Origin of the sequence: Bacillus sp. FJAT-45037 (assembly GCF_002797325.1) — a bacterium.
Lineage (GTDB): Bacteria > Bacillota > Bacilli > Bacillales > Bacillaceae_D > Alkalihalophilus.
This window is the reverse complement of record NZ_KZ454938.1, coordinates 897895-923053: the sequence shown is the minus strand read 5'-3', so window position 1 is coordinate 923053 and position 25159 is coordinate 897895. Positions and strand designations below refer to the sequence as shown.

Genomic DNA, 25159 nt, shown 5'->3' with positions numbered 1-25159 from the left:
CTCCTTATAATCAATACAAATGTAACATGGAACGACATGTCCCAATAGGCAAATGACTTAGTCAACACGAATGTTTCGTAAGTCTATCCACCTCTCACATTACCAAAATTTTCACTTTTTTGCAACGAAAATGACTTGATCGGCACCATTCTAGATGACATATATACGGTACCCCAGGCATGGAATAATTAAACGAACTAATTCATAAAACCTCTCTTGTCCCCATAAGATGGAGTAACGAATGACTAGTAGGAGGTTAAGATGACTTGGATTGAGGCTCTTTTCATCGGATTTATACAAGGGATCTCTGAATTTTTACCGATTTCAAGCAGTGCCCATTTAATTATTTTTGAACGGTTGTTAAATGTCAATACAGGTGGTGAGGATTTAACATTTGAAGTTTTTTTACACATCGCATCATTGCTTGCGGTTTTATTATTTTTTCGAAAAGATCTCTTTAGTATTGCCCAAGGAACTTATCTTTATTTAGTTAAAAACGACCACACAAGCAAAGCACATTTCCGATTTGCTCTCTTAATGATGGCATCGACCATAGTTACCATGCTTGTCGGAAAATCACTTGAAACATGGCTTGGGGAATCCATTACCAATACAGCAACCATTGGCGCTTCCCTTATTATTACTGGGATTTTCTTAATCTTAATTGAACATGGCGTCAACCCTGGCATGCGCGGTGTAACCGAAATCAAATGGAGACACGCACTACTCATTGGTTTAGGTCAAGCACTAGCAGTCATTCCAGGTATTTCACGGGCAGGAAGTACGCTTGTGGCTGCCCTTTGGTGTGGACTGAATAAGGAAACAGCCCTTCGCTACTCGTTTCTTCTGTCTGTACCTATTATTACGGGTATCACGATATTAAAACTACCTGAATTGGCTAGTCAATTTTCCAGTGGATATGAACTACAGCTTTGGCTCGCTTTTTTCTCTTCCTTCGTTTTTGCGTTAGTTGGCATCAAATGGTTAATCTCGATGGTTCAACAAGCCAAACTTAGTTACTTTGCGATTTATTGCGTCTCTCTCGGTCTTGTTACTTGGATTTTCTTATAAAACACAAAAAAGGTAGCCAAGATGGCTACCTTTTTTTATTTGTCATTCATTACGCTTATGTATGGAGGAGGAAGAGGGATTCGAACCCCCGCGCGGTTTGACCCGCCTGTCGGTTTTCAAGACCGATCCCTTCAGCCAGACTTGGGTATTCCTCCGAATAAAATGACTATGGTGGACCCTGTAGGACTCGAACCTACGACCGATCGGTTATGAGCCGAGTGCTCTAACCAACTGAGCTAAGGGTCCATGAATGGGGCGACTGATGGGAATTGAACCCACGAATGCCGGAATCACAATCCGGTGCGTTAACCACTTCGCCACAATCGCCATGTAGCAAATATGTAAAAAAGGATAGCGGCGGAGGGAGTCGAACCCACGACCTCACGGGTATGAACCGTACGCTCTAGCCAGCTGAGCTACACCGCCATATTGGCTCCACAGGTAGGACTCGAACCTACGACCGATCGGTTAACAGCCGATTGCTCTACCACTGAGCTACTGTGGAATATTGAAGACAAGAATTATAATACCAATCTACCGAATTAAAGTCAATAACTTTTTTTCAATTTCTTTTCTGATCCGTCAACCAAGTTCTAACCTAGCTTATTATAGCATAATGAAGAACGAAAAAGCAGTGAAAAATTTCTCATTGATCCATAATCACTTGTTTCAATTTCCACATAAGCCATCGAACATCGAACAAAGCACTTTAACTCATGTTAAAAAATTCGCTTGTTCACTTAATTGCAACTTGTTGTCTTCTGCTGCTTTCGTTAAAATATGGTTGACGCGAGAGGAGAATCACATGAACAGTTTACAATTTTTTGTTAAAAGCCTTTATAATCGCAAAGTGATTGCCTATAGCAGATTGCGGCCAATCACGAAAGCGATCTTCCATGTTCTAGCGGTTGTGTTCATTGCTTGTATACCGTTTATAATTACGATGGCTATGACCTACATAACGAGTCTTAATCAACTTGAGGAGAGCTTAACGAATGACCTTCCTAATTTCAGCTTAGAAAATGGTCAGCTACAAGCAGATCTCGATGAACCCTATATTAACCAATCCGTCTCACAAGGTGTGTTTGTTCTTGATCCTTATAATGAACTAACAAGCACTGATATTGCGACACTTGGAGAGGGCGTTGTTTTTCAACAACATGAGGCGTTACTTTTTCAGTACGGGTCCACACAACAGGTTTCTTATACGTTAGTCGGGCTTGAGCAAGTGAATCGGGACGAGCTAACCGAGCGACTTTCTGATGTGAAGGGTTTCCTTCCTTTATTGATTACGATTGTTTCCCTACTTCTTTATAGCGGACTTTTAGGCGTAGCGTTTCTAGGCGTAACAATCTTAGCTTTTGTCGCTTTATTATTCCGCGGCAAAAGGAAAAACATCCAGTATCGTCATATGTGGCTAATCACAGCACATGCGCTGACTCTTCCTGTTATTGCTTTTTCATGGCTCGATGTTTTTGTGGGAGGCATCCCTTCGTTTGTTATGGTGTTAACGACCATGGCGATCATTATCCTTGCCATCCAATCCATCCCTATCCCAAAAAGAAAAGCAAACGAGTAACCTTAAACGGTCACTCGCTTGCTTTTTCATCTTTTTGACGTCGCTTAACGACAATTCTAGTCCCGTCGACATCCACCACTTCTACTTCTATATTCCCTTCGAGCCACTGACTTCCGCTTGTTGCACTATAATGTTTGTCATTGATTTCTACGGTTCCCGTTGGTCTAAATGGACTAATTGTTTTTCCATGTTGACCTATAAGCTGACGATAATCTTCTCGCATTGAATTATATCCCATCTCATTGGTTAACCGGTCTTTAAGCGTCAAACGAGACCATAAGTTTCGTGACGGAAATACTTTTAGAAATAAACCGGAACTAAATCCACCAACTAAAAATCCCATCGAGACAAGGATTCCATAAATTAAGTCTGGTGCAGGTAGCGCTAACCCTGTGATCATTAAGAGTAGCCCAAGTAACGCAACCGTTCCATCCGTTATAACTTTCCCATCAACAATGATCAGCAATAAGCCAATGACATAAAGGATCACAACCCAAAAGCCAACATCCCCTGCTAGATGATAAGAGAAATACATGGCCATAATTGCGACACCTAAAATGGCAAAAAGTCCTCTCATTCTAACGAGCAGCTCACCAAATAAAAATAACGTACCTAGAAATACGACAAAAAATCCGATTGTTGCTGAATCAAGCCATTCCATCTAAGTCCCTCCTCTTTGATATCTATATACGGTTTATTATGACATTTGTTTCATCATTTCACAAAATGAATAAAAAAAGTAGCAATATGGCTATTCTATACATACTGGAGGTGTTCGTGTTGACAAAGAAAAAATCTAATCATGAAAAAAAGAATCTGGAAAAAACAATCGCCAAAGAACCAATTCCTGCTTTCCTACAGCTTTCAACGACAGCAAAAAGTGTCTAATCCAATAAGTCATATAAAAAAGAGAGGGTCCTCCCCTCTCTTATGTTTCTGATGTAAATAGTCCTTTTAGTGAATCAATCAATTCGTTTAGTACATCTAGCATCTTACTAATAAATGATTGCGTGTCTTCTCGTGCTAAGAAATCTCCAAGGTTGTCACGTACTTTCGAGATTTGGTCTTGAACTTGATCCCAGTCAATGTTCAAGTTTTTCATGCGCATAAACAAAGACACCAATCCGTCTAATTCTGAATCTGTCAATGTAACTCCTAATTCAGCAGCAACACGACGAATAAGTTCACGTAAATCATCCTCTGTTTCAACCGGATTTTTCGCAATCTCTTCTTTAATACGGTTCATCAGTTCTGTTGCTTCTTCTACCCCAATCGACTCAGCAAGTTCGGCCGTTCGCACCATTTCTTCATTGGCTACCTGCTTTTGCTCTTCAGGAATTTCAATTTCCGCTGCAATCTCATATGCTTTAATTAATCCTGTTAAAGCTGCCGTACCTGAGACGGGAAACGGAGCTGTTACGTAAATGTCAGCATCTTCAACCCCTGCTGTGACAAGTGCGTTTGCATACATCGCCTCCGCTACCCATGTGATGTTATTTGTTTCAACATTGATCCCCGAACCCGATTGACCTAATGTAATTTTTGTTGATGATAGTGCACGCGTTCCAATTTGCGAGGAGCTGATATAATCTCCCAAGTACTCTCGCTCTTCTTGGTTACTAACTGTTATGACTTCACTTTCTTCTGTTTCTCCCATTTCAGCTAAGATTTTCTCTCGCTCTGCAGGAGATAGGTTTTCACCTAAAGTAATAATGACATCCCCAGGTGCTGCATCCGCTAATGCAACGGCTGGTGTAATAGTTGGTACTAATAATGAAAACACTAGTGCAAGTGAGATGAGTTTCTTCCATGTTTGTTTCAAGATCATCGACTCCTTTATTTTTGACTGCCGAAAAAACAGTCAAAGCACTCGATCAATAAAAAGAATGCTCTACTCAATAGGAAACCGTTTTTACAGATAAAAAGGAAGGGACTTAAGAACTATTTTTCATTTATCTCATGATGTTTGTTGTGTTTCACATTGTTTCCCAACTGGTAAACATGTCCAATTCCATAGCAAAATGACACAAGTGACACCCGCTAACAGGAATACATTAAACATCATTTGTTCTCGGTCGTGCATCCACACCCCAAATACAGTTGGGCCAAATGCTACACCTAAAAAGCGAACCATCGCATATAATGAAAACACCTTACCTTTCACCTCACGTTCAACTACCGCTGCGATACTTGCACTACAGCCTGGTAATAAAAATCCTAACCCTAAAGCTAAAACACTCGTAAGGAGCAAATCGACGATCATGGTCATTGAAAAAATAAACAGAAGACTTGCTAGAGAGATGACTCCTAATCCTATAACAATACTTCCTTTAATTTGATCGGCTGATTTTAGTCGGTATTTTCCGACAACGATTGAGGCAACCGTTAATATGAGTAACGGAATTGAAAGGGCCATTCCTTTCATCAACCCATTGGTCTGAAAAGCAAATTCCCACTCATAAGAAAGCAGAAATAAAAAACCAAACAATAAAAACATTCCTACGCCACTTGCTGTTAACACCGGAATAAACAATCGACGTTCTTCCTTCATGACAGCAAACGCCTTCTTCATCCCTCCAGTCTTTTGGCCACTAGTCTTTTGACTCGGTATAAACAGATACATGCCAACCCATGCCATAAAGGCAACAGCAAAATATACTACAAAGCTATAATACCAAACACCAAGGAGAACAAGTCCACCGATAATCGGGCTAATTACTTTTCCTACACCGTTAAAACTCTCAATCGATGCCAATGCCTGATTTCGCTGCTCTTTTGCAAATAATTCGGAAGCGAGCACCATCGCAATTGGGGTGACCCCACCTGCTCCAATCCCTTGAATGAACCTCCCTACTAACATCCAAGAAATCGAATGAAAAACACCTCCAAAAGCGGACACAACACATCCAACCATGACTACCACTAAGGAAAGCATCGCCATTTTTCGTTTACCGACCGTATCACTTAACACCCCACTGATCGGAATAAAAAGAGCTGATGGAATCGAAAAGATCGTCAAAATAAGACCCGCTTGGACAGTTGTCATCGCAAGCTCTACTTGCATATAAGGTAAGATAGGGATAAACATTGAATTTCCTAAGACCATGACAATCGGTAATAAGCCAATAATCACTATTAAAATAAACGGACGAGTTGTGTTCTCACTCAATGTATTCACCACACCTTTAATTATGTATGTTCATTTCACACAATAGCTTGTCATACTTTCCCAAAAGATACATACACTTACTTTAAGGATGTATCGTAAGACGTTTGAGATTAAATTTTCTGGGAGGACAAGCATGAAACGAATTGGATTAGGTTTGCTCGTACTCGTCATTCTTTATAGCGTTTATTATGATCTTACAATTGGAACTTTACCCAACGGACTAGAGGCCACGACTCAAACGGAACCAGTTAAACCAACGACTGAGCCCCCACCCCCTGCCGAAGAATCAGAAGAAGTGACAACAATGAATGAACCGTTTGTTGAAGTAACAATTGAACCTGGGTTTACCGTTTTGTCGATCGTCGAACATTTACATGAAGGAAACGGACCCGTCCCTGCTACCATTCAAGAAATTATTTACGACTTTAAAGAGTTGAATCCAGGCACAGAGCCTGAATCCATTCAAATTGGAAAAACATATAAGTTTCCATATTACTCCAACCAATGACTTTCTTCTTGCCAAATCTTAACGCTCATTGATAGAATGAATACGTATCTCATATGAGACTAGTCAAAAATGTATAAACATTTTTGTTAGAAAAGGAGCGATTGGTCAATGACCGAATTAACACATCGTACAAAAACTCGCCCGGTTAAGGTCGGTAATTTGACGATTGGCGGAAACAATGAAGTCGTCGTGCAAAGTATGACAACAACAAAAACACATGATGTTGAAGCAACTGTAGCTGAGATTAAACGTCTTGAAGAAGCTGGCTGTCAAATTGTTCGTGTTGCTTGCCCTGATATGCGTGCAGCTGAAGCAATTGCTGATATTAAAGCACAGATCTCAATTCCACTGGTCGTCGACATCCATTTTGATTATAAGCTTGCTTTAAAAGCAATTGAAGGCGGAGCAGATAAAATCCGCATTAACCCAGGTAACATTGGACGTCGCGAAAAAGTGGAAGCTGTCGTAAAAGCGGCTAAAGAAAAAGGAATTCCAATTCGCATCGGTGTCAATGCTGGTTCTCTTGAGAAGCGAATTATTGAAAAATACGGTTACCCTACAGCTGATGGCATGGTAGAAAGTGCGCTACATCACATTAAAATTCTAGAAGACCTTGATTTTCATGACATCATCGTCTCTATGAAAGCATCTGATGTAAACTTAGCGATTGAAGCTTATGAAAAAGCAGCAAAAGCATTTGATTATCCTCTTCACTTAGGAATTACAGAAGCAGGTACATTATTTGCAGGAACGATTAAAAGCGCAGCAGGCCTTGGTGCCATTTTAAATTCAGGCATTGGAAATACCGTACGTATTTCATTAAGTGCTGACCCAGTCGAGGAAGTAAAAGTAGCACGTGAATTGCTAAAGTCATTTGGTTTAGCAGCAAACGCCGCTACATTGATCTCTTGTCCAACATGTGGACGTATTGAGATTGACTTGATCAGCATCGCTAATGAGATTGAGGACTATATCTCAACGATCAAAGCACCTATTAAAGTAGCTGTTCTTGGTTGTGCGGTAAACGGACCTGGTGAAGCACGTGAAGCCGATATCGGCATTGCTGGTGCTCGTGGTGAGGGCTTGCTCTTTATGAAAGGTGAAATTGTTCGAAAAGTACCAGAAGAAACAATGGTTGAAGAGTTAAAGCTTGAAATTGATAAAATTGCTGAAGAGTATTATGAAAAACAACGTCAATTAGAAAAAGCATAAGCCATGTGGCTTATGCTTTTCTTTTTAACCAGCTATAAACTTCGTTACTACTGCTCCCACACTCATCACTCTTAAAAGAATGGTGAGAAAAAGACGGTCATAAGAATCGAAACGGCTCCAATTCCAATCGCCCAGTTACCGAGCGTCTTCGAACCGATTCGACGTGTTACAAAACCAACAACGATCCCAGCTGCTCCAAGCAATACTGGTAAGAAAAATAACGACAAGATGGAAAGAACGATCGCAAACGTACCGACACCCCGACTAGCGGTGACATCACTTTCGTTACTAACGGCCGTTTCTTCTCGTTCCTCCTCTACTGACTGAACCGTCTGATCTTCATCGAACGGACGTGCACCAGCCATTCCATTTATCGCCGCATATTCAGCTGCGTTTTCTTCTTGGAAACTCGGTTGAAGTGGATATTCCATATTAACAGGTTCATCTTCCACCAGATCATGACTCTCTGCTTCTTCTTTAGACAAAGCATGCTCCTCTTCTGCAAGAGCCTTTTCAACGTCACGATCCTCATCTCGTCCTTCAACGTGGTTATTTACCAGCGTTAACGAACGGTCACCCTCATCCAACAAGCGAATAGGTTCATCTTTTCGATGTGTATCATCTGCCATACGAATCCCTCACTTTCAAAATTTGTGGGAGCAGTTATAGTATGACGCAAACTGTAAATAATATCGGAGTTAAAGTTTTCATGTTTAGGAATGCTCTAGCATTAGCCGTAGTTTTCGTGTAAGGTAGATGGGTATGTACAATCATTTTTAAAAACAAACAACATTAGACTAAGGCAACAAACAAAAAGAAATTCTGCATGAGGTGAACAGATATGACAACAAAAAAACGTTTTGGTTTAGACATCGATGGAACGATTACAGACCCAGATACTTTTGTTCCTCATCTAAACAAACACTTTGATCAACAATTGACATTGGACGACTTAACAGAATATGATTTAACAAGCATATTAAATATCTCTGAACAAGAATTTTGGGATTGGTTAACAAAACACGAAGGGGATATTTATACAGAAGCAAAGCTCGCCCCATTTGCCGAGAAAGCTCTTCTTAATTGGTCCACAGAACATGACCTCATCTATATTACCGCAAGAAGAAAACACCTTGATGTTATAACGAAGAGTTGGTTTCAATCGAATAAAGTACCCTTTAACCATATTGAGCTTGTCGGAGGGCATAATAAATTAGAAGCTGTGCGAAAACACGACCTTGATATTTTCTTTGAAGACAAGCATGACAATGCCGTGATGATTGCTGAAGAATTTAAGATCCCTGTGATTTTAATGGACACACCTTATAATCGTCTATCAATTCCTGACAATGTAATCCGTGCTCATACTTGGCAAGAAGCCACAGACTGGGTCGATCAATGGATGAAGGAAACAGCTGAATAAGCGTATTTGTGAGGCTAGGACAGAAGTATTTTAGCTTATTGAATTCCGAACATTACAGTTGCGGCATATGTAAACCGCTCCTGAAATATACTTCGCACTCGCGAGGAAGCTGGTGAGCCCCTTCGCGCTTCGCTCTTCAGTGTCTCACGTATATTTCATCCGCTAAATTAGCGCTTCGTTCGTATTCTTAGTTAAAAACTTTCAAAATTTCCAAGCCTCTTTTTTTCTATACAAAAATGAAGCTGGGACAGAATTGTTTAACCAGCAAGAATCCGAGCATTTAATAGAAAGTGCAAATTAGCTGCTCCTGAAATATACACCGCTAAGTTTTAGCGATCCTTGGATTCTCACTTAAACACTTACTTTATGTCCCAGCTCATGTTTCAAAAAACGAGTTATTTCTTCGGACGGAATGTATGGCAGCAGGTCTCGGCGCTTTGATCTGCAGCATCACGATGTAGTGCATCCGCGTAAGGCTCGCTCCCGGCTTCCATGTGGAAGTTTTTATCTGAATGACTGTCAATCTCCACTAAGATCGAATCTGCCTGACAACGGTTTCCCTCTCCCCAAAACGTACAGTTTGCAACATTGCATTTTACAATCGGATTCGCCATAAATACATCCCTCCTACACATAGAATGCCTCCATTTGACGATCGACATTCTGTCACATCTTCGCTCATTTACCGTAATTATCTACACCACTCAATAATCATCCGCATCAATCAAAAAAAAACACCTTAACATAGACTATATCCGTCTACATTAAGGCATTTTTTATTCTTTACATTCTTGGCATTTTCCATAAATTTCGAATTTATGTCCCGTTACCTCAAAATCTGAATATGTTGTTTGCAACGTATCCATCGGGCAAACATGAATATGCTTCGTCTTCCCACACTCAAGACATATCAAATGATGATGATGCTCACTCGTCGCACAACTAAAACGGTAGCGCTTCTCCCCTTCTAGCTCTGTTGCTTCAAGAATTTCAAGATCAGCAAATAAGGAAAGATTTCTGTAAATCGTGTCAAAACTTAATCCAGGATATTCCCCCTGTAAACTTTCAAGAACATCTTTGGCTGATAAATAACGTTTTTGGTCAGCAAATAGTCGTAGCATATCTTCTCGCTTATCTGTATGTTTGTATCCTTTTTCCTTTAACGACGCCATGGCTTGATTAATATTCACGTTTCTTCCTCCCTACGAACCATTCCATCATCTTCCCCGCTGCCATCACAAGAAGCAATTGAATCATTCCCATCATCACAATCATACCGCCTGTTGCAATATTAAATTGATACGAGAAATAAATACCTGAAAGCATCGCCACTTGTGCGAATACCATCCCATATATAATCACTTGTTTGAAACTTTTGGCGAAATGAATACTCGTTGCCACTGGCAAGACGATCATCGCCCCTACAAGTAGAATGCCGACAATTTTCATGGACATCGCGATGACAAAGGCGATCAATACAGCAAAAATTTGATTCATCAATCGAACAGACACACCAGATACCGAGGCGTATTCTTGATCAAAAGAAATCGAGATAAATTCTTTATAAAAGAGCACGACGATCGCGATCACAATAATCGCTGCCCAGATAATAAACTGCAAATCACCCCTTGTGACACTAACGATACTTCCAAACATATACATATACCATTCGTTGTAGCCTGATGTTGAAAGGCTCATAAAAATTGCGCTCAATCCAACACCAGCAGACAAAATAATTGGGATCGCTAATTCTTGAAAGCTTTTATAGAGGTCACGTAATTTCTCAATTAATAAAGAACCTATAATGGCAAAGAGAAAACCAGCATAGAGCGGATTAACATCGGCAAACCAAATCGTTGTCGAACTAACTAAAACCCCAGCTGATATTCCTGTTAACGTGATATGTGAAAGCGATTCTGAAATAATTGATACACGCCTTACGAGTAAAAATGCTCCTACGATAGGACAAATAAAGGCAATGATCACCCCAGCTAATACCCCTCGTTCAATAAATGTCAAATTCATTAATAATTCTTGCATGCCAAGTCTCCTACTTTCATCTCGTACTTATTGTACATGAGTCGTAGCAGTCAAACAAACCTTATCTAGCATTACTCATCATGCTTTCGATGTTTTTTTCCTTTGAAAAGGTTGCCTACTTCGTACTTTTTCAATGGCAAATGAGATGATTAAAATCAGGACTGCTAAAATAACAATCGTTCCACCGGGCGCTAAATCTAGTTGATAGGCAGCAATCAATCCACCGATGACTGCAACCTCCCCGAATATTATAGAATAAACAAACATTTGCTTGAATCCTCTGGCAAAACGCATCGCAGCCGCAACAGGTAACGTCATCAAAGATGATACGAGTAAGATCCCGACAATTCTCATCGACGCTGCAATCACAAGCGCAGCCATCACAATGAAAATAAAATGAACCACTCTGCGATTCAAACCCGAGACCACCGCTTGCTCTTCATCAAACGATAAAAAGAATAACTCTTTATAAAATAAAAATAACACTACGAGCACTAATACAGTTACCCCCGTGATCGTCCATAAGTCAGTACGGGTAACCGCAATAACACTACCGAATAAATAATTAAATAAATCATTATTGAATCCATCTGCAAGTGAGATGAATACGACACCTAATCCGATCCCCCCTGATAAAATGATCGGAATGGCTACTTCTTTATAATATTGATAAACACTTCTTAACCGTTCGATTAATAGGGCTCCCCCAACTGAAAAAACCATCCCCATATAAAGTGGGTTTAGTCCTTGGAAAAAAGCAATATGCTTACCTAGAAGTAAACTCGCTGCAATTCCTGATAAAGTAATATGAGAGAGAGCATCTGCAATGAGCGAAAGTCTTCGTACAACTAAAAAGACACCAAGCATCGGTGCCAACAGACCAATCATTAATCCGGTATAAAAGGCATTTTGCAAAAACTCATAGCGTAAAAATGCATCAATCATGCCTTAATGCCCCCCGTGGTCATGATTGTGGGTAAGTAAATGAACATCGTGACCATAAAAGGATGATAAATCTTGGTTATCTTCAAATTCTTTTGAGTTCCCGTGAAAATGAATATTTTTATTTAAACAAGCCACATCCGTCACATGATCCGTCATCGCCCCAATATCATGCGTGACAAGTAGCAGGGTAATTCCCTTTTCACGATTGAGTGTACTCAGCATGTCATAAAACGATTTCACACTTTTCGCGTCTACACCGACTGTCGGTTCATCTAATATTAATAATTGCGGATCGCTCACTAGTGCCCGCGCGATAAAGACTCGTTGCTGTTGTCCACCTGAGAGTTCCCCAATGTTCTGTTTCATGTACTCCGTCATATTTACACTAGCAATCGCTTGACGAACTTTCTCCTTATGCTTTCGATTCAAGAAGCGAAACATCCCCACTTTGCCATACAGACCCATGGACACCACTTCAAAAACCGTCGCTGGAAATCCAGAATTAAAGCTATTCGCTTTTTGTGAGACGAAGCCGATTTTGTCCCATTGTTTAAATTTATCGACACGCTCACCAAATAAATAAACCTCACCGCGCTCTGGACGCTTCAGCCCTAAGATTAATTTAATCAGCGTTGATTTACCGGAACCATTAGGCCCTACTAACCCTAAAAACGCACCTTGTTTAATTGGTAATGTTATATTTTCTAGTACATGTCTATGTCCGTAGCGAAATGAAACGTCTTTGATCTCTACAACTGTTTTCGTCTCAGTTAAGGTCATTGTCATCTTTGCCACCTCCACTGTTTAAGATGATTATGCTTCTACCATACTACTCATAAGTGGTGCCTCATTTATTAAAACATAAAGTAAGAACCATTCCGATTTATAAAATAATCCTTTCTTATTATAAAGGATATTCTTTTTCTGTCCACCCTTTTAGCTCAGGAGTTTCTAAATTTGGTATAATAAATTGATATGTAGATTATTTCGTGTACCATGTAAGAATTGTTCGGAAAAAGAGAGGATGTCCACCTGATATGAATAAGCAACGTTTCGCTATTATCGATATAGGATCTAACTCCATTCGTTTAGTCATCACTGAACTAGATTCCAAAGGGAGTTACAAAGAACTTCACAATGTGAAAAAAGTAGCTCGACTTAGCTCACATATTAATGATAAAGGTGAATTAACTGAAAAAGGAGTCAATCTCTTACTAGAAATTTTGGTTCGTTTTCGCGATATGATGAATTTTCATCAAGTCGGTCATATCGCTACGGTAGGAACCGCTGCCTTACGTCAATCGACGAATCAAAAAGAAGTGATAACGATTGTCAATGATGTCCTTGGCATTCAAATTCGTGTTTTATCCGATTACGAAGAAGCCTATTATGGTTATCTTGCAGTTATTAACTCGACCTCTATTGAAAACGGTTTTACGATTGATATTGGTGGAGGCAGCACAGAAGTTACCTATTTTAAAAATCGTGAATTAAAGCATTATCATAGTTTTCCATTTGGTGCGGTTACTCTTCAAGCCTCATTCATCCAAGGTAAGGAAGCGACTGAAAAAGAGCTTAAAACTATGAAGGACTATATTATTAAACAGTTTAACGAAATTGCTTGGCTTAAGTCCGTTCCTAAAGAGCATGTCATTGGCATTGGCGGCAGTGCGAGAAACCTCGCTCTAATACATAAGAATAAAGTTCATTACCCACTCGGTGGTTTACATCAGTACGAGTTAACCCAAGCCGAGTTACATCATGTAGTGAAGGATTTAATTGGTACGCCTATGGAAGATAGAAGCTCGATTGAGGGTTTGTCAAAAGACCGTGAAGACATCATCATTCCTGCAGGGGTTGTCATCTCTTCTTTTGTCGATTATGTAGGATCAGATCGTTTTATTTTAAGTCGTCGTGGCCTTCGAGATGGCCTTTTATTTGAAGAAATGCTACGCCCCATGGATACGAATAAGTTTCCCATAGTTGTAGAGGAAAGCTTTCATCAATTGAGCCTTGATTATGGAGTTGATCTTGACCATGTGAAAGACGTGACAAAACTTGCCATGAAACTCTATTCGGAGTTCAAACATCAGGCTCCTGATGACCTTAGTAAGCAAGATGCCATGAACCTTCTACGATACAGTGCTAAAACGCTATACATTGGTGAGTTTATTAATAAAGAATCAAGCAGTGAACATACGTTTTATTTAGTTGCTCATATGACCATTGATGGACTCAGCCACAAAGAACGTTTAGCGGTTGCCTTTATCTCATCATTTAAATCGAAATCACAAATGATGCAGTTAGCTAAGGCCTACAAAGATCTTCTATCCAAAAAAGAGCTAAAGCAGTATGAATTTTTAGGATCGATCATGAAGCTTGCTTATTGTTTAACTCGGACAAAGCGCTATACCGTTAAAAAAATCGGTAAAGGCTCTCAATCAGAGGATTCATGTACGGTACCGATCTATTACCAGAATGATTGTTCGTTTGAAAAAGTGTATGCCAACAAACATAAAAAGCATCTTGAGCGCGTAACCCAATTATCGATCAATCTTGACTTTAAACCGATTAGTGACTAAGCTTCGCCAATCTTAACATAATATTTACATTCAATTGATATGATTGTAGTGGATTATATTTGATATCTCATCATTGGAATAGAAAGGTTGACGCTTATGCCTAATAAGTTTACAGAAGAAGCATCTATTAATTTTAACGAAGCCAAATATTACAACAACCGTGAACTAAGTTGGCTTGCCTTCAATGAACGGGTACTAGAGGAAGCCATCGACGAAAGAAACCCTCTATTAGAACGACTCAAATTCTTAGCGATTTTCAGCTCGAATTTAGATGAATTTTTCATGGTTCGAGTCGCAGGCCTAAAAGATCAAGTGAAAGCTGGATTTAACCGCCCTGAAAATAAAGCAGGACTTACACCAAAGCAGCAATTAAAAGAAATTGCCAAAGTGAATCACCGTCTTGTGCAACTGCAGGATCGTGTGTTCACTGAAACGTTAGTTCCTATGTTGTATCATGAAGGCTTTCAATTTTTATCGATTCATGAATTAAACAACGAACAACTCAATTATTTAAAAAATAGATTTCAGAAGTACATTTACCCTGTGCTCACCCCGATGGCCATTGATGCCTATCGCCCGTTTCCGATGTTGTTAAACAAAAGCTTAAACTTAGCAGTCTTATTGAAAAAAGAAGAAAATCAAACCAAGCAACTCGCTATTGTTCAAGTGCCAGCCGTCCTAAATCGAGTCATCACTATTCCCTCAACGAACGACAAAGAGGCGTTTATTTTGCTTGAAGAAGTGATTAGTCATTTTCTTAATGAATTATTTCTTGGGTATGAGGTCTTATCGGTCTCTCCTTTTCGGATTACAAGGAATGCAGATATGACGATCCATGAAGAAGGTGCACGAGATTTATTACGTGAAATCGAGAAAGAATTAAAACGGCGTAAGTGGGGGTCTGGGGTACGATTAGAGATTCAGGAAGGTACGATGAACCCAACGATCTTAAAACTCTTATTAGACGTCCTAGAGGTCCATAAGGATGATGTCTACTCTTTTCAAGGGCCCCTTGATCTTTCCTTTTTGTTTAAATTACACAAGCAATTAGCGAATGAATATGAACATTTGGCCGATGAAACCTTAATTCCGCAACAACCAACGGACTTAATTGGTGAAGAAAACATTTTTGATGCCATTGTTAAAAGGGACATCTTTTTGCACCATCCATATGAATCCTTTCAACCTGTCGTTGATTTCATTTCACAAGCAGCCGACGATGACAGTGTTCTCGCAATCAAACAGACACTGTACCGTGTAAGTGGTGATTCTCCAATTATTCATGCTCTAGAGCGCGCAGCTGAAAACGGGAAGCAAGTGACGGTGTTAGTCGAGTTAAAAGCCCGATTTGATGAAGAAAACAATATTCAATGGGCGAAGAAGCTTGAAAAAGCAGGGGTCCATGTAATTTACGGGATTACCTCCTTAAAAACACATAGTAAAATTACGTTAGTTGTTAGGCATCAAAACAATGAAATCCAACGTCTTGTTCATTTAGGGACCGGAAATTACAATGATTCGACCGCAAAAATGTACACGGATATGGGTATCCTTACATCAGACGAACTAATCGGAATTGATGCTACCAATTTCTTTAATTACTTAAGCGGCTACAGAGAAAAGCCTGTATGGCATTACCTCTCAACGGCTCCCTTTGACATTCGCGATCAATTCTTAGAGCTCATTGACCAAGAGATTGCCTTTCATAAAGAGCGCGGAAACGGCCGGATCATCGCTAAAATGAACTCCCTGACCGACAAACCGATTATTTTAAAATTGTATGAAGCTTCTCATGCTGGGGTAAAAATTGATCTAATTATTCGAGGAATTTGCTGCTTACGACCCGGTATTAAAGATGTGAGTGAAAACATTCGTGTAAGAAGCATCGTCGACCGTTATCTCGAACATAGCCGAATTTTTTACTTTAATCATGACGGAGAAGAAAAAGCCTTCCTCTCTTCAGCGGACTGGATGACAAGAAATATGGAAAAGCGAATCGAGATTTTATTCCCCATCCTCGCCCCGCGCATTAAGGACCGAGTAAAGAACATTCTCGACATCACTTTACTCGACAACGTCAAAGCACGCGAACAAGCACCCGATGGAACGTATCATTATGTACAAAAAACAGACGATCAACTATCCATCCAATCCCAACTCACCTTCTACCACTACTCCCTCAAACACGACGAGTAGAGACGAAATGCGGAAGGGCTTGTTTAGTGGCGTATAAAATGGAGGGCGGTGACTCCGTTTTCCATTTTCTTGCTGCATTTGCGCGAAAACTTGCTTTTTTCGCGCAGAAATGATGTGATTTTGCTCGAAACAGGAAGATGTTTGCGCGGAAACTAGTACGATTCGCGCGAAATCCCTCAAAGCCAATCACGAAAAAAGCATGCATGAGATCTTCCTCTCATGCATGCTTATTGTTTAGTTATTAACGTAGACAAATCCTTCTAATTCTTGTGCATTTTCTTGAATTTCGACAGCATACCAGCTTGCCGCATTCCCATTTTCCTCAATGTATTTCTCAAGTCCATACATTCCACGGTGATAAGCGGTTAACGCATGGTCCCAATCATCATAACGATCATGTAAGAAGCCTAGGTAGACAATCGCTAATTCAATCGAGTAAATCGGATCATATAACAAATCATATTCATACTCAAGACCAGCTTTCTCAGCGATCCATGGAGCGGTGTTCTTCATGAATTGCGCCATACCATATGCATGTCCATAACGAGTTTCTGGTCCAACTAAGGTAGGATCGAATGTCCCCCCTGTTTCCGTACGCAAAAGCTCATATACAATCAGTGGCTCAATATCATATTGATTTGCAACTTCTCCAAGAAAGATTCCCCACTCTTTTTCAAATTGACCTTCACTATCTTTATAAAGCTCTTCTGCAAGTTGTCTTGAATCAACCCAAGAATGATATCCTGTATCAATTTCTATTTCTTTACTCTGCTCAGCATAATACATTTCCATTTCTTTTACTTCGTTAGCTGTTTGCAGTTCGTTGATTACTTCTTCCGATTGCTCAACGTTTTCCTGCAACTCCATCGTTTGAAAATAGAAATATCCTGTGCCTATAGCAAGAGTAAGTACAGCGAAAATCAAAAAGTATTGTGTTTTCATCATGTATCTCCTCTTTTAACTTTAGTCTGATAAGATGTTCATCCATCTTTTGTTTCAGTGTTTAACATGCTACCGAAAATAGCGACACAAAACAAACAGGACAGAGAACGTTCTAAGATGATATACCCTACTATCAATTGATCTAAACCAATCATCTCTTTCATTCATATATGTAATCCGCTTTTCTTCACCTATCCTCCTTTTTCACCGTTTCAATAGGAATTTACATAGAAAAAAGGAATATTTTACTGGTTATTTGGAATTGTTTAGAAAATCCATACAAAAAAAACCATCACCCGATTTAACGATCAAGTGACGGTATTCTGCTATTTAGTTGCTTGCGCGTTTAAATTTCCTCGCCCTAAATCCCCTTATAACGACCCCTTGCTTTGGTCCAAAAAAGAACGCTAAACCAAACAAGAAGGATGCGACTAAGACAATCGATGCCCCACTTGCCACATCATATATAACAGAGAAGTAAATGCCAACAATCGCACTAATTACTCCGAATAGAGCAGACAAACTAAGCATGACTGGCAATCGATCCGTTAGTAAATAAGCGGTCGCGCCAGGTGTGATTAGCATCGCTACAACTAATACAATCCCAACCGATTTCAACGACGCAACGGTCACAAGAGACAGTAAAAACATTAATAAATAATGAATAAACTTAACCGGAATCCCTGTCGCCCTCGCCATAATTGGATCGAACGTACTAATCAGCAATGGACGATAAAATAAAACAATGAGAGACAATACAAAAAATCCAATTCCTGCGGTAACCCAAAGATCATCTCTCGATACAGCTAGCACGTTACCAAATAAAATATGCCATAGGTCCACTCCTGTACCTCGAAGACCTGTAATCATGACAATTCCCAAAGCAAACGCCGCTGTGAACAAAATCCCTATTGCAGAATCGTCTTTGATTCGACTGTTTTGTGAAACATATCCAATCGCTAGCGCGGTTAACACACCTGTGACCATAGCACCAAAAAAGAAATTGATACCAATCATATAAGAAATGACAACGCCTGGTAATACCGCATGAGAGATCGCATCCCCCATAAGGGCCATCCCGCGTAAAATAATAAAGCAGCCAATGACTCCACATATTATTCCTACCAACACCGCTGCTAGTAACGCTTGTTGCAAATAAGAATAACGCATGACTTGATCGATAAAAAATGGCACATTATTCATTGTGGCGTCACCACCATGTGACCATTGTCTGAACCAAAGAGAGCTAAACTACCTTGATATGTCTTTGATAAAACCTCTGGTGTATACACTTCGCTTACTTCACCGAAACGAATGAGCTCTTTATTAATAAGTAATAGTTGATCAAAATAATCTTGAACTTTACTTAAGTCATGATGAACAACAAATACGGTTTTATTTTGTTCTTTCAGTTCTCTCAGAAGTCCGATAATAATTTTTTCAGACGTCACATCGATTCCTACAAATGGCTCATCTAAAAAGAACATATCGGCATCTTGTGCCAAGGCCCGAGCAATAAAAACTCGTTGTTGTTGTCCACCAGATAATTCTCCAATTTGACGCTTTGATAATTCAAGCATACCGACTTTATCAAGACATTCCTTAACAATCTCCTTATCGTTACTGGAGTGACGTTTGAACCACGGGGTATGCGCCGCTCTCCCCATCAGAACAACATCTTGCACGCGTACAGGAAAGTCCCAATCAATTTGGCTACGCTGCGGAACGTAAGAGATTTGCTTTCTTACATCCTTCACCCTCTTGCCGAGTACTTTCACATCACCTGTTGATTTTTCCAGACCTAATATGGCCTTCATCAACGTCGATTTCCCCGCCCCATTCGGACCAACAACACCAATTAATTGACCTTCCTCAGCTTGAAAACTAATATCTTTTATCGCCTCATTGCTCTCATAATACACAGAAAGATGACTAACTTCTATGACTTTACTCATTGCCTCTTCCCCCTATTCACTCATATACCAACCCATTTGGGCATTCTTCTAATTAGTTTATGGATAAAAGAACTTAAAAGTGCAAATTAGTTTTAGGAATAAAAGTTTACTTAGGGAAACTTTTATTCCTAAGTACAATTATAGAGAAAATTTCAATAAAAGTAAACAGAAAAGTGGAGGCGACTGGTCTGGAATGAGGGAAAACTAGGGGGAGCGATAAGAAGTCGCTCTTTGACTTCGTTCGATTCAACGGTTTTACCCGAATTCCAAGGAGCCGCAGCTAGACAGAAAAGTGGAATGGCTCGTTAAGCGGCGTATAAAATGGAGGGCGGCGACCGAGATAAAGGAAACACAGAGAACGGAGTGATCTGATGTTGACTTATCGACCGAGGCGCACGTAATTTTACTAGACGCTGAGCCATGGAGCTAGACAGAAAAGTGGGGGTTGCCGTTTAGAGGCGCAAAAATAGAGCTCAAGTAATTTTCTATATTATGGAAGCATTTGCGCGGAAATTCGTGGATTTCGCGCGAAAACGGCTCATATTTGCGCGTATCTCTCAGATTTCGCGCGGAAATGGTTATATTTTGCGCGAATCTGACTTAAATCGATTATATTGTAAAATTTATTGAGTCAAAATTAGAAAAAAATATGCTAGTTCATGCATAACTACTCTAAAACATAAAAAAATGAGCCCCACATCACTGCAGTGAGCTCATTATTCAATCATAACAGTAGGTAACGTTAAAGTTACTGCCGTTCCAACATTAAATTCACTTGAAATATGGAATGACCCTCCATGATCTTCAATAATTTTTTTACAAAGGGGTATTCCAATGCCCGTTCCTGTCTCTTTCGTTGTGAAGAATGGTTTTCCAAGCTGTTCTAGTACGGATTGCGGCATTCCTTTTCCATTATCTGACACAACAATACGGTAGAAATCTTCTTCAGCGAATGTTTGAACTTTAAACAATCGTGATGTATTAGAACTTCCATAGGCTTCAATTGAATTTCTAAGTAAATTTAAGACGACTTGTTTAACCATTGATTCATTGACGCAAACAAGAGACTTGGTTGGAGTGAGTTCAAGTGTTAGCTCTACATCATGAAGTAAACACTCGGATTTAATGATTTCGATCAATGAACTCATAATTAGAAAAGGTGATTGTTTTTTCCGACCAATTTTCTTGCGAGAAACCGAGAGGAAATCTTCAATGATCCCATTCATTCGGTTTAACTCTGAAAGAACTGTATCATAATATTTATCGTGGTCTCCTGTTAACTTCGCTAGCTGCATGAAGCCTTTGATAACAGATAAAGGATTCCGTAATTCATGCGCTACACCTGCAGCTATGTGAGAAACCGCCTCCATCTGATGATGAAACGTTAATAAGTTCTCAAACTGCTTTTGCAACGAACGATCTTCAAATATTAGATACATCTCCCCTTTCTCACAAGGTTGAAGTACCTTAACCCGTACATATAATTCTCCTTCTTCAAAATCAGCATCCACTGCTTCATTATTCGATAATACTTTTAGAATTAATTGATAGGCAAATGACAATAGTTCATCATGTGTTGATAATTCTTCGATAGTAGAATCATGTAAATAAGCAGATCTCATATCCGTTAATTCCACAAAGGATTGATTCCAAGCAATAATCTCTGTGAAATGATTGACTTTTAAATACGGAATACCGAGCTCATCAATAAACTCTCTAGTTTCGGTGTTCCTACTCAAATCATGCGAGGAGGAATTTACATTCGTCTGATTATGTAACGGTGTTTGAGATTCAAAATGCATGTAACTACTCCTTTTAGGGGCTTTGCTTTCTTCCTGATTCTTTTTCATATGCCCCTCCCTCTTTATTAGATCAACGCAAATAAGGAAATAAGTACAAGTTATATTATCTTTTATCATAACATGCTCTATGATTGAATGTAATAAATCTGCATTAAATGTAACAATTTAGTAATGTTCCTTATGTTTCTAATCATTCGATGATAACCAAATAATATCCTTTTTTTTCGCACAATTTCCGAATAAGAACATATAGATTATAAAAGCGGAGGGTGCTGTTTAACTTCGCAAAATTTTAAACATCACTCTTCTCCTATTCTTTGGCTACTGCAAGAAAATCTGTTAAAGGGGTGCTTTGATGAATTCAATCATGCAACAACTTGTGAATCAGAAAGTGAATACACTAACTGCGGGAGAGTTGATACAATTAAGTGCACAATATCAAATCCCATTGAATCAAACTCAAGCAGAAGGTGTCATCAAAGTGTTACAAGAGGCTCCCATTGATGTAGGTAACGAGGCACAAGTGAACTATGTAATTCAACGTTTGCAATCAGATGTAGACCCTCATGTTTCTTCGATTATTCAACAACTCCTGCAACAATTTGGTCATTTTCTCAATTAACTTCATACAAACGACAGTAAAACCTGCCCTCGGTCGAGAGCAGGTTTTTGCTAATTCATGATTTTTTCTAGCAAGTCTTCATCAAACTCACCTTTTTTAAGCATCTCAATCTCGTGCTTATAAGGTGGTTTTTTATTTTTCTTGTCTTCACCAACAAACGGTGTTTCTAAGATCTTCGGTACGTCTTCTAAGCTAGGGTGATGAACAATTTTGTGAATCGCTTTGTAACCGATATGTCCAAACCCAATGTTTTCATGACGGTCTTTACGTGCTCCACGAATGTTTTTGCTGTCATTAATATGAAGAACTTTTAGGCGGTTGATTCCAACAATGCGATCAAACTCTTCTAGCACGCCATCGAAATCTTCGACAATGTCATAACCAGCATCATGAATATGACAGGTATCAAAACAAACAGATAATCGTTCATTATGTGTTACGCCATTAATGATTTGAGCTAGTTCTTCAAATGAACGACCACATTCAGTCCCTTTTCCAGCCATCGTTTCAAGGGCAATTTGAACGTCATGCTTAGTCTCAAGCACTTCATTTAATCCCTCGATAATTTTAGCGATTCCTACTTCGGATCCTGCCCCAACATGAGCGCCTGGGTGCAAAACGATTTGTTTTGCACCTAGTGCCTCTGTTCGCTCGATCTCAGAACGTAGGAAGTTAACACCGAGCTCAAATGTTTCTGGCTTTGTCGTATTCGCAATATTAATGATATATGGTGCATGAACAACAATATCGACCATGCTGTGTTCATTCATATGTGCTTGGCCAGCCTCAATGTTTAACTCTTCAATTGGTTTACGACGAGTGTTTTGAGGGGCACCTGTGTAAATCATGAACGTATTAGCACCATATGAAGCGGCTTCCTCGCTAGCACCTAGTAGCATCTTTTTTCCGTTCATAGATACATGTGAACCAAGTTTTAATGTCATGCTAAAGGTCCTCCGTTATTACTTATTACGCGATTTAATACGACGCTCACGCTGCGCTTCTTTTGCTTGCTTGAAACGTGCTTTTTTCTTGTAAGCTGGTTTTACTTTTTTCGGTTTCGCTTTCGCTTTCCCTACTCCAGTATTAGCTACTTCTTTCTTTTCTTGCTTGGGCGAAGTTGTTCCTTCTTGTTTCGTCGTTGGTTGACGACGTTTACCAGGAACGCCTAGTGGTGGTTTGTCCAATTTATTCCACTCGCCTTTCTTAAAGTCATAATACGTAAATTTGATTCCTTTTTTCAGTAATTTTTCAACAGCGGGTTGATCCTCTTGTGTGAAAATTGTATAAGCAATACCATCTGCCCCTGCACGAGCGGTACGGCCAACTCGGTGAATATAAAAATCTAAGTCTTTAGGAAGACCGAAATTAATGATATGAGTAACACCCTTTATATCAATTCCACGCGCAGCCAGATCCGTTGCCACTAAAAACTGCATTTTCACTTCTTTTACTTGCTTCATAATTTGCTTTCGTTGACGTGGTTGTAGTCCACCATGTAAACATTCTGCATTTAAGCCTGCATCAAGCATCGCTGCTGTTACTTCATCCGCCTGCTCTTTCGTGTTCGTAAACACAATCGCTAAATAGGGATTCATTGACTTAGCAAGGTCAACGACGAAAGTTAATTTATCGCGGTTACGAAGCGGCACAATACGGTGTTCGATCTTAGAGGCTGTCACATGTTTTGGCTCAACATGCACATGACGAGGATCATTCATGTATTTCTTTAAAAATGGTTGAAGTTTTTCAGGGATCGTTGCTGAGAAGATCATCATCTGTAACTTTTCAGCCATTTTTGAAGCGACTTTATCAACATCAGCAATAAAGCCCATATCAAGCATTTGGTCTGCTTCATCAACCACAAGCACCGTTGCTGTGTAAACAAGGAGGGCCTTATCATCGACTAAGTCACCAATTCGTCCCGCTGTACCAACGACAATATGTGGTTGGGTCTTTAAGCTATCAATAGCACGCTGACGATCCGTTCCACCCACTAATAACTTCGCGTGAACGGCCTCGTCTTCTGGACAATGCTCAATTAATTTCTTTAGTTCATCAAATAATTGTGTAGCTAGTTCTCTTGTTGGAGCAGTAATCACAGCTTGGACTTGATCTTTTTTTGTATCGATTTTGTCTAAGATTGGTAGAAGGAACGATAAAGTCTTCCCTGTACCTGTTTGTGATTGACCAATAACATCTTTTCCGTTTTTAATCGCAGGGATTAGACGTTCTTGAATTTCCGTTGGTAAAACCAAGTGCTGTGCTGATAATGCGTCTATTAAATAAGGTTTTAATTCAAACCTCTCAAAATTTGTTGCTTTCATAAATTGTTCTCACCCTTCATCCGTATCTTTTTTTTGCAATAGTTCATTTTACCACAGATTAGCTGCTAGTAGCTACTTTTGTTTTATCTTGTAAATTCACACCTTTTTGTAGACTCGGCATATACCTACTTATAAGGATAACGTGAAAGGAGACATTTATATGCAACGTTATATAGGACCACCTCTTGGCCCGATCCCTATGCAGCCATTTCCTGTCCAGACAGGATTTATGCAAGCCGCCCCTATGTTTGGCGGACAAATGGCCCCTAATGCGCTTGGACTCGGTGCAAGTGGCGCTGGGCGTGGACTAGGTGGTTTGGCTACGGCCGGGCGTAGTGGAGGTTTGTTAGCCAGGCTATTTGGTGGCGGGGCTGCTCAAGCGACTGGAGGCTCTCTTTCGACTGGGATTGGGCGGGCTGCTGCAGGAGCAGGAAGTGGCATGAATTTAACAACCGTGCTTCAGAACACTCAACGAATCTTAGGGTTAACTCAGCAAGTCGTTCCGATGGTTCAGCAATACGGACCGCTTATTCGTAATATGCCAACGATCTGGCGAATCATGCGCAGTAATGATACACCGACGCCTCCTGTAGCTCCCCCTGTGCCTGTAAGTGCTCCGGTAATGATAGAGCCACAAGGTGTCCCAATTACAGATGCATCCGCTCAATCGACCATTACCGCTGCAAAATCACCACCAAAACCTGTAAAAAAAACGATCGACGGCTTACCTGTACCTAAACTTTATATATAGAATGAGATTTCTTTGTTGACAACATTCGACTACTG

General features: G+C 39.9%; 24 protein-coding genes and 5 tRNA genes. 9 read left to right on the top strand and 20 right to left on the bottom strand.

Going from position 1 to position 25159, the window contains the following annotated elements:
• Nucleotides 1-261 precede the first annotated feature (261 nt).
• On the top strand, nt 262-1071 hold the full coding sequence (locus CDZ88_RS04695; RefSeq protein ID WP_100372433.1) for an undecaprenyl-diphosphate phosphatase: 810 nt from the start codon (nt 262-264) through the stop codon (nt 1069-1071).
• 62 nt (nt 1072-1133) lie between these two features.
• On the opposite strand, the gene CDZ88_RS04690 is transcribed toward CDZ88_RS04695, so the two are convergent.
• The 5 genes from CDZ88_RS04690 to CDZ88_RS04670 all read right to left on the bottom strand — a co-directional run bounded on the left by CDZ88_RS04690 (nt 1134) and on the right by CDZ88_RS04670 (nt 1576).
• Nucleotides 1134-1226, bottom strand: a tRNA-Ser gene (locus tag CDZ88_RS04690).
• A 14-nt stretch (nt 1227-1240) separates the two neighbouring features.
• A tRNA-Ile gene (locus tag CDZ88_RS04685) sits at nt 1241-1317 on the bottom strand.
• 5 nt (nt 1318-1322) lie between these two features.
• Nucleotides 1323-1398, bottom strand: a tRNA-His gene (locus CDZ88_RS04680).
• 25 nt (nt 1399-1423) lie between these two features.
• Nucleotides 1424-1497 (bottom strand) — tRNA-Met (locus tag CDZ88_RS04675).
• Nucleotides 1498-1501: 4 nt separating this feature from the next.
• Nucleotides 1502-1576, bottom strand: a tRNA-Asn gene (locus CDZ88_RS04670).
• A 300-nt stretch (nt 1577-1876) separates the two neighbouring features.
• Between CDZ88_RS04670 and CDZ88_RS04665 the strand changes: the two genes are divergently transcribed.
• Nucleotides 1877-2650, top strand: coding sequence for a DUF1189 domain-containing protein (locus CDZ88_RS04665; protein WP_157796477.1), 774 nt, complete (start codon nt 1877-1879; stop codon nt 2648-2650).
• A 10-nt stretch (nt 2651-2660) separates the two neighbouring features.
• On the opposite strand, the gene CDZ88_RS04660 is transcribed toward CDZ88_RS04665, so the two are convergent.
• The 3 genes from CDZ88_RS04660 to CDZ88_RS04650 all read right to left on the bottom strand — a co-directional run bounded on the left by CDZ88_RS04660 (nt 2661) and on the right by CDZ88_RS04650 (nt 5819).
• Nucleotides 2661-3311: an NfeD family protein gene (locus CDZ88_RS04660; RefSeq protein ID WP_100372431.1), complete on the bottom strand. Its 651-nt coding sequence runs from the start codon at nt 3309-3311 to the stop codon at nt 2661-2663.
• A gap of 267 nt (nt 3312-3578) precedes the next feature.
• Nucleotides 3579-4478 carry a DUF1002 domain-containing protein gene (locus CDZ88_RS04655; protein WP_100372430.1) on the bottom strand — a complete coding sequence of 300 codons (900 nt, stop codon included), beginning with the start codon at nt 4476-4478 and terminating at the stop codon, nt 3579-3581.
• Nucleotides 4479-4607: 129 nt separating this feature from the next.
• On the bottom strand, nt 4608-5819 hold the full coding sequence (locus CDZ88_RS04650) for an MFS transporter (protein ID WP_100372429.1): 1212 nt from the start codon (nt 5817-5819) through the stop codon (nt 4608-4610).
• A gap of 133 nt (nt 5820-5952) precedes the next feature.
• On the opposite strand from CDZ88_RS04650, the gene CDZ88_RS04645 reads away from it, so the two are divergent.
• Nucleotides 5953-6327 (top strand): ubiquitin family protein, encoded by a 375-nt coding sequence (locus CDZ88_RS04645; protein ID WP_100372428.1) that lies wholly within the window; start codon nt 5953-5955, stop codon nt 6325-6327.
• Nucleotides 6328-6435: 108 nt separating this feature from the next.
• Nucleotides 6436-7539, top strand: a complete 1104-nt coding sequence (gene ispG / locus CDZ88_RS04640) for a flavodoxin-dependent (E)-4-hydroxy-3-methylbut-2-enyl-diphosphate synthase (RefSeq protein ID WP_100372427.1) — start codon at nt 6436-6438, stop codon at nt 7537-7539.
• A 71-nt stretch (nt 7540-7610) separates the two neighbouring features.
• On the opposite strand, the gene CDZ88_RS04635 is transcribed toward ispG, so the two are convergent.
• Complete coding sequence (locus CDZ88_RS04635; protein WP_100372426.1) at nt 7611-8168, bottom strand: hypothetical protein; 558 nt, start codon at nt 8166-8168, stop codon at nt 7611-7613.
• 212 nt (nt 8169-8380) lie between these two features.
• On the opposite strand from CDZ88_RS04635, the gene CDZ88_RS04630 reads away from it, so the two are divergent.
• A complete protein-coding gene (locus CDZ88_RS04630; RefSeq protein ID WP_100372425.1) occupies nt 8381-8962 on the top strand; it encodes a 5' nucleotidase, NT5C type in 582 nt (193 codons plus the stop codon).
• A gap of 395 nt (nt 8963-9357) precedes the next feature.
• On the opposite strand, the gene CDZ88_RS04625 is transcribed toward CDZ88_RS04630, so the two are convergent.
• The 5 genes from CDZ88_RS04625 to CDZ88_RS04605 all read right to left on the bottom strand — a co-directional run bounded on the left by CDZ88_RS04625 (nt 9358) and on the right by CDZ88_RS04605 (nt 12733).
• Nucleotides 9358-9576: a DUF1540 domain-containing protein gene (locus CDZ88_RS04625; RefSeq protein ID WP_100372424.1), complete on the bottom strand. Its 219-nt coding sequence runs from the start codon at nt 9574-9576 to the stop codon at nt 9358-9360.
• 162 nt (nt 9577-9738) lie between these two features.
• The gene (locus CDZ88_RS04620) at nt 9739-10152 is read right to left on the bottom strand and encodes a Fur family transcriptional regulator (protein ID WP_100372423.1); all 414 of its coding nucleotides are present in this window, start codon (nt 10150-10152) and stop codon (nt 9739-9741) included.
• Nucleotides 10142-11002 (bottom strand): metal ABC transporter permease, encoded by an 861-nt coding sequence (locus tag CDZ88_RS04615; RefSeq protein WP_100372422.1) that lies wholly within the window; start codon nt 11000-11002, stop codon nt 10142-10144. The genes CDZ88_RS04620 and CDZ88_RS04615 overlap by 11 nt, the downstream gene beginning before the upstream one ends.
• Before the next feature lie 78 nt (nt 11003-11080).
• Entirely contained in the window at nt 11081-11947 is an 867-nt protein-coding gene (locus CDZ88_RS04610; RefSeq protein WP_100372421.1) for a metal ABC transporter permease, read from the bottom strand.
• A 3-nt stretch (nt 11948-11950) separates the two neighbouring features.
• Nucleotides 11951-12733: a metal ABC transporter ATP-binding protein gene (locus CDZ88_RS04605; RefSeq protein ID WP_442857082.1), complete on the bottom strand. Its 783-nt coding sequence runs from the start codon at nt 12731-12733 to the stop codon at nt 11951-11953.
• A gap of 251 nt (nt 12734-12984) precedes the next feature.
• Here CDZ88_RS04605 and ppx point away from each other — a divergent pair, with 251 nt between their 5' ends.
• The gene (ppx, locus tag CDZ88_RS04600) at nt 12985-14529 is read left to right on the top strand and encodes an exopolyphosphatase (protein ID WP_100372420.1); all 1545 of its coding nucleotides are present in this window, start codon (nt 12985-12987) and stop codon (nt 14527-14529) included.
• Between the two features lie 96 nt (nt 14530-14625).
• Nucleotides 14626-16725: an RNA degradosome polyphosphate kinase gene (locus CDZ88_RS04595; protein WP_100372419.1), complete on the top strand. Its 2100-nt coding sequence runs from the start codon at nt 14626-14628 to the stop codon at nt 16723-16725.
• 234 nt (nt 16726-16959) lie between these two features.
• Here CDZ88_RS04595 and CDZ88_RS04590 read toward each other — a convergent pair whose 3' ends face one another.
• The 4 genes from CDZ88_RS04590 to CDZ88_RS04575 all read right to left on the bottom strand — a co-directional run bounded on the left by CDZ88_RS04590 (nt 16960) and on the right by CDZ88_RS04575 (nt 21472).
• A complete protein-coding gene (locus CDZ88_RS04590) occupies nt 16960-17670 on the bottom strand; it encodes a lytic transglycosylase domain-containing protein (protein WP_232718561.1) in 711 nt (236 codons plus the stop codon).
• A gap of 327 nt (nt 17671-17997) precedes the next feature.
• Nucleotides 17998-18870 (bottom strand): metal ABC transporter permease, encoded by an 873-nt coding sequence (locus CDZ88_RS04585; RefSeq protein WP_100372417.1) that lies wholly within the window; start codon nt 18868-18870, stop codon nt 17998-18000.
• A complete protein-coding gene (locus CDZ88_RS04580; RefSeq protein ID WP_100372416.1) occupies nt 18867-19622 on the bottom strand; it encodes a metal ABC transporter ATP-binding protein in 756 nt (251 codons plus the stop codon). The genes CDZ88_RS04585 and CDZ88_RS04580 overlap by 4 nt, the downstream gene beginning before the upstream one ends.
• A gap of 716 nt (nt 19623-20338) precedes the next feature.
• A complete protein-coding gene (locus CDZ88_RS04575; RefSeq protein WP_100372415.1) occupies nt 20339-21472 on the bottom strand; it encodes a two-component system sensor histidine kinase NtrB in 1134 nt (377 codons plus the stop codon).
• Nucleotides 21473-21779: 307 nt separating this feature from the next.
• Here CDZ88_RS04575 and CDZ88_RS04570 point away from each other — a divergent pair, with 307 nt between their 5' ends.
• Nucleotides 21780-22046, top strand: coding sequence for a DUF2624 domain-containing protein (locus CDZ88_RS04570; RefSeq protein ID WP_100372414.1), 267 nt, complete (start codon nt 21780-21782; stop codon nt 22044-22046).
• Nucleotides 22047-22096: 50 nt separating this feature from the next.
• Here the strand turns inward: CDZ88_RS04570 and CDZ88_RS04565 are convergent, their stop codons facing one another.
• Nucleotides 22097-22990, bottom strand: coding sequence for a deoxyribonuclease IV (locus CDZ88_RS04565; protein WP_100372413.1), 894 nt, complete (start codon nt 22988-22990; stop codon nt 22097-22099).
• 18 nt (nt 22991-23008) lie between these two features.
• A complete protein-coding gene (locus tag CDZ88_RS04560) occupies nt 23009-24373 on the bottom strand; it encodes a DEAD/DEAH box helicase (RefSeq protein ID WP_100372412.1) in 1365 nt (454 codons plus the stop codon).
• A gap of 160 nt (nt 24374-24533) precedes the next feature.
• Between CDZ88_RS04560 and vrrA the strand changes: the two genes are divergently transcribed.
• A complete protein-coding gene (gene vrrA / locus CDZ88_RS04555) occupies nt 24534-25124 on the top strand; it encodes a VrrA/YqfQ family protein (protein WP_157796476.1) in 591 nt (196 codons plus the stop codon).
• The last annotated feature ends 35 nt before the right edge of the window (nt 25125-25159 follow it).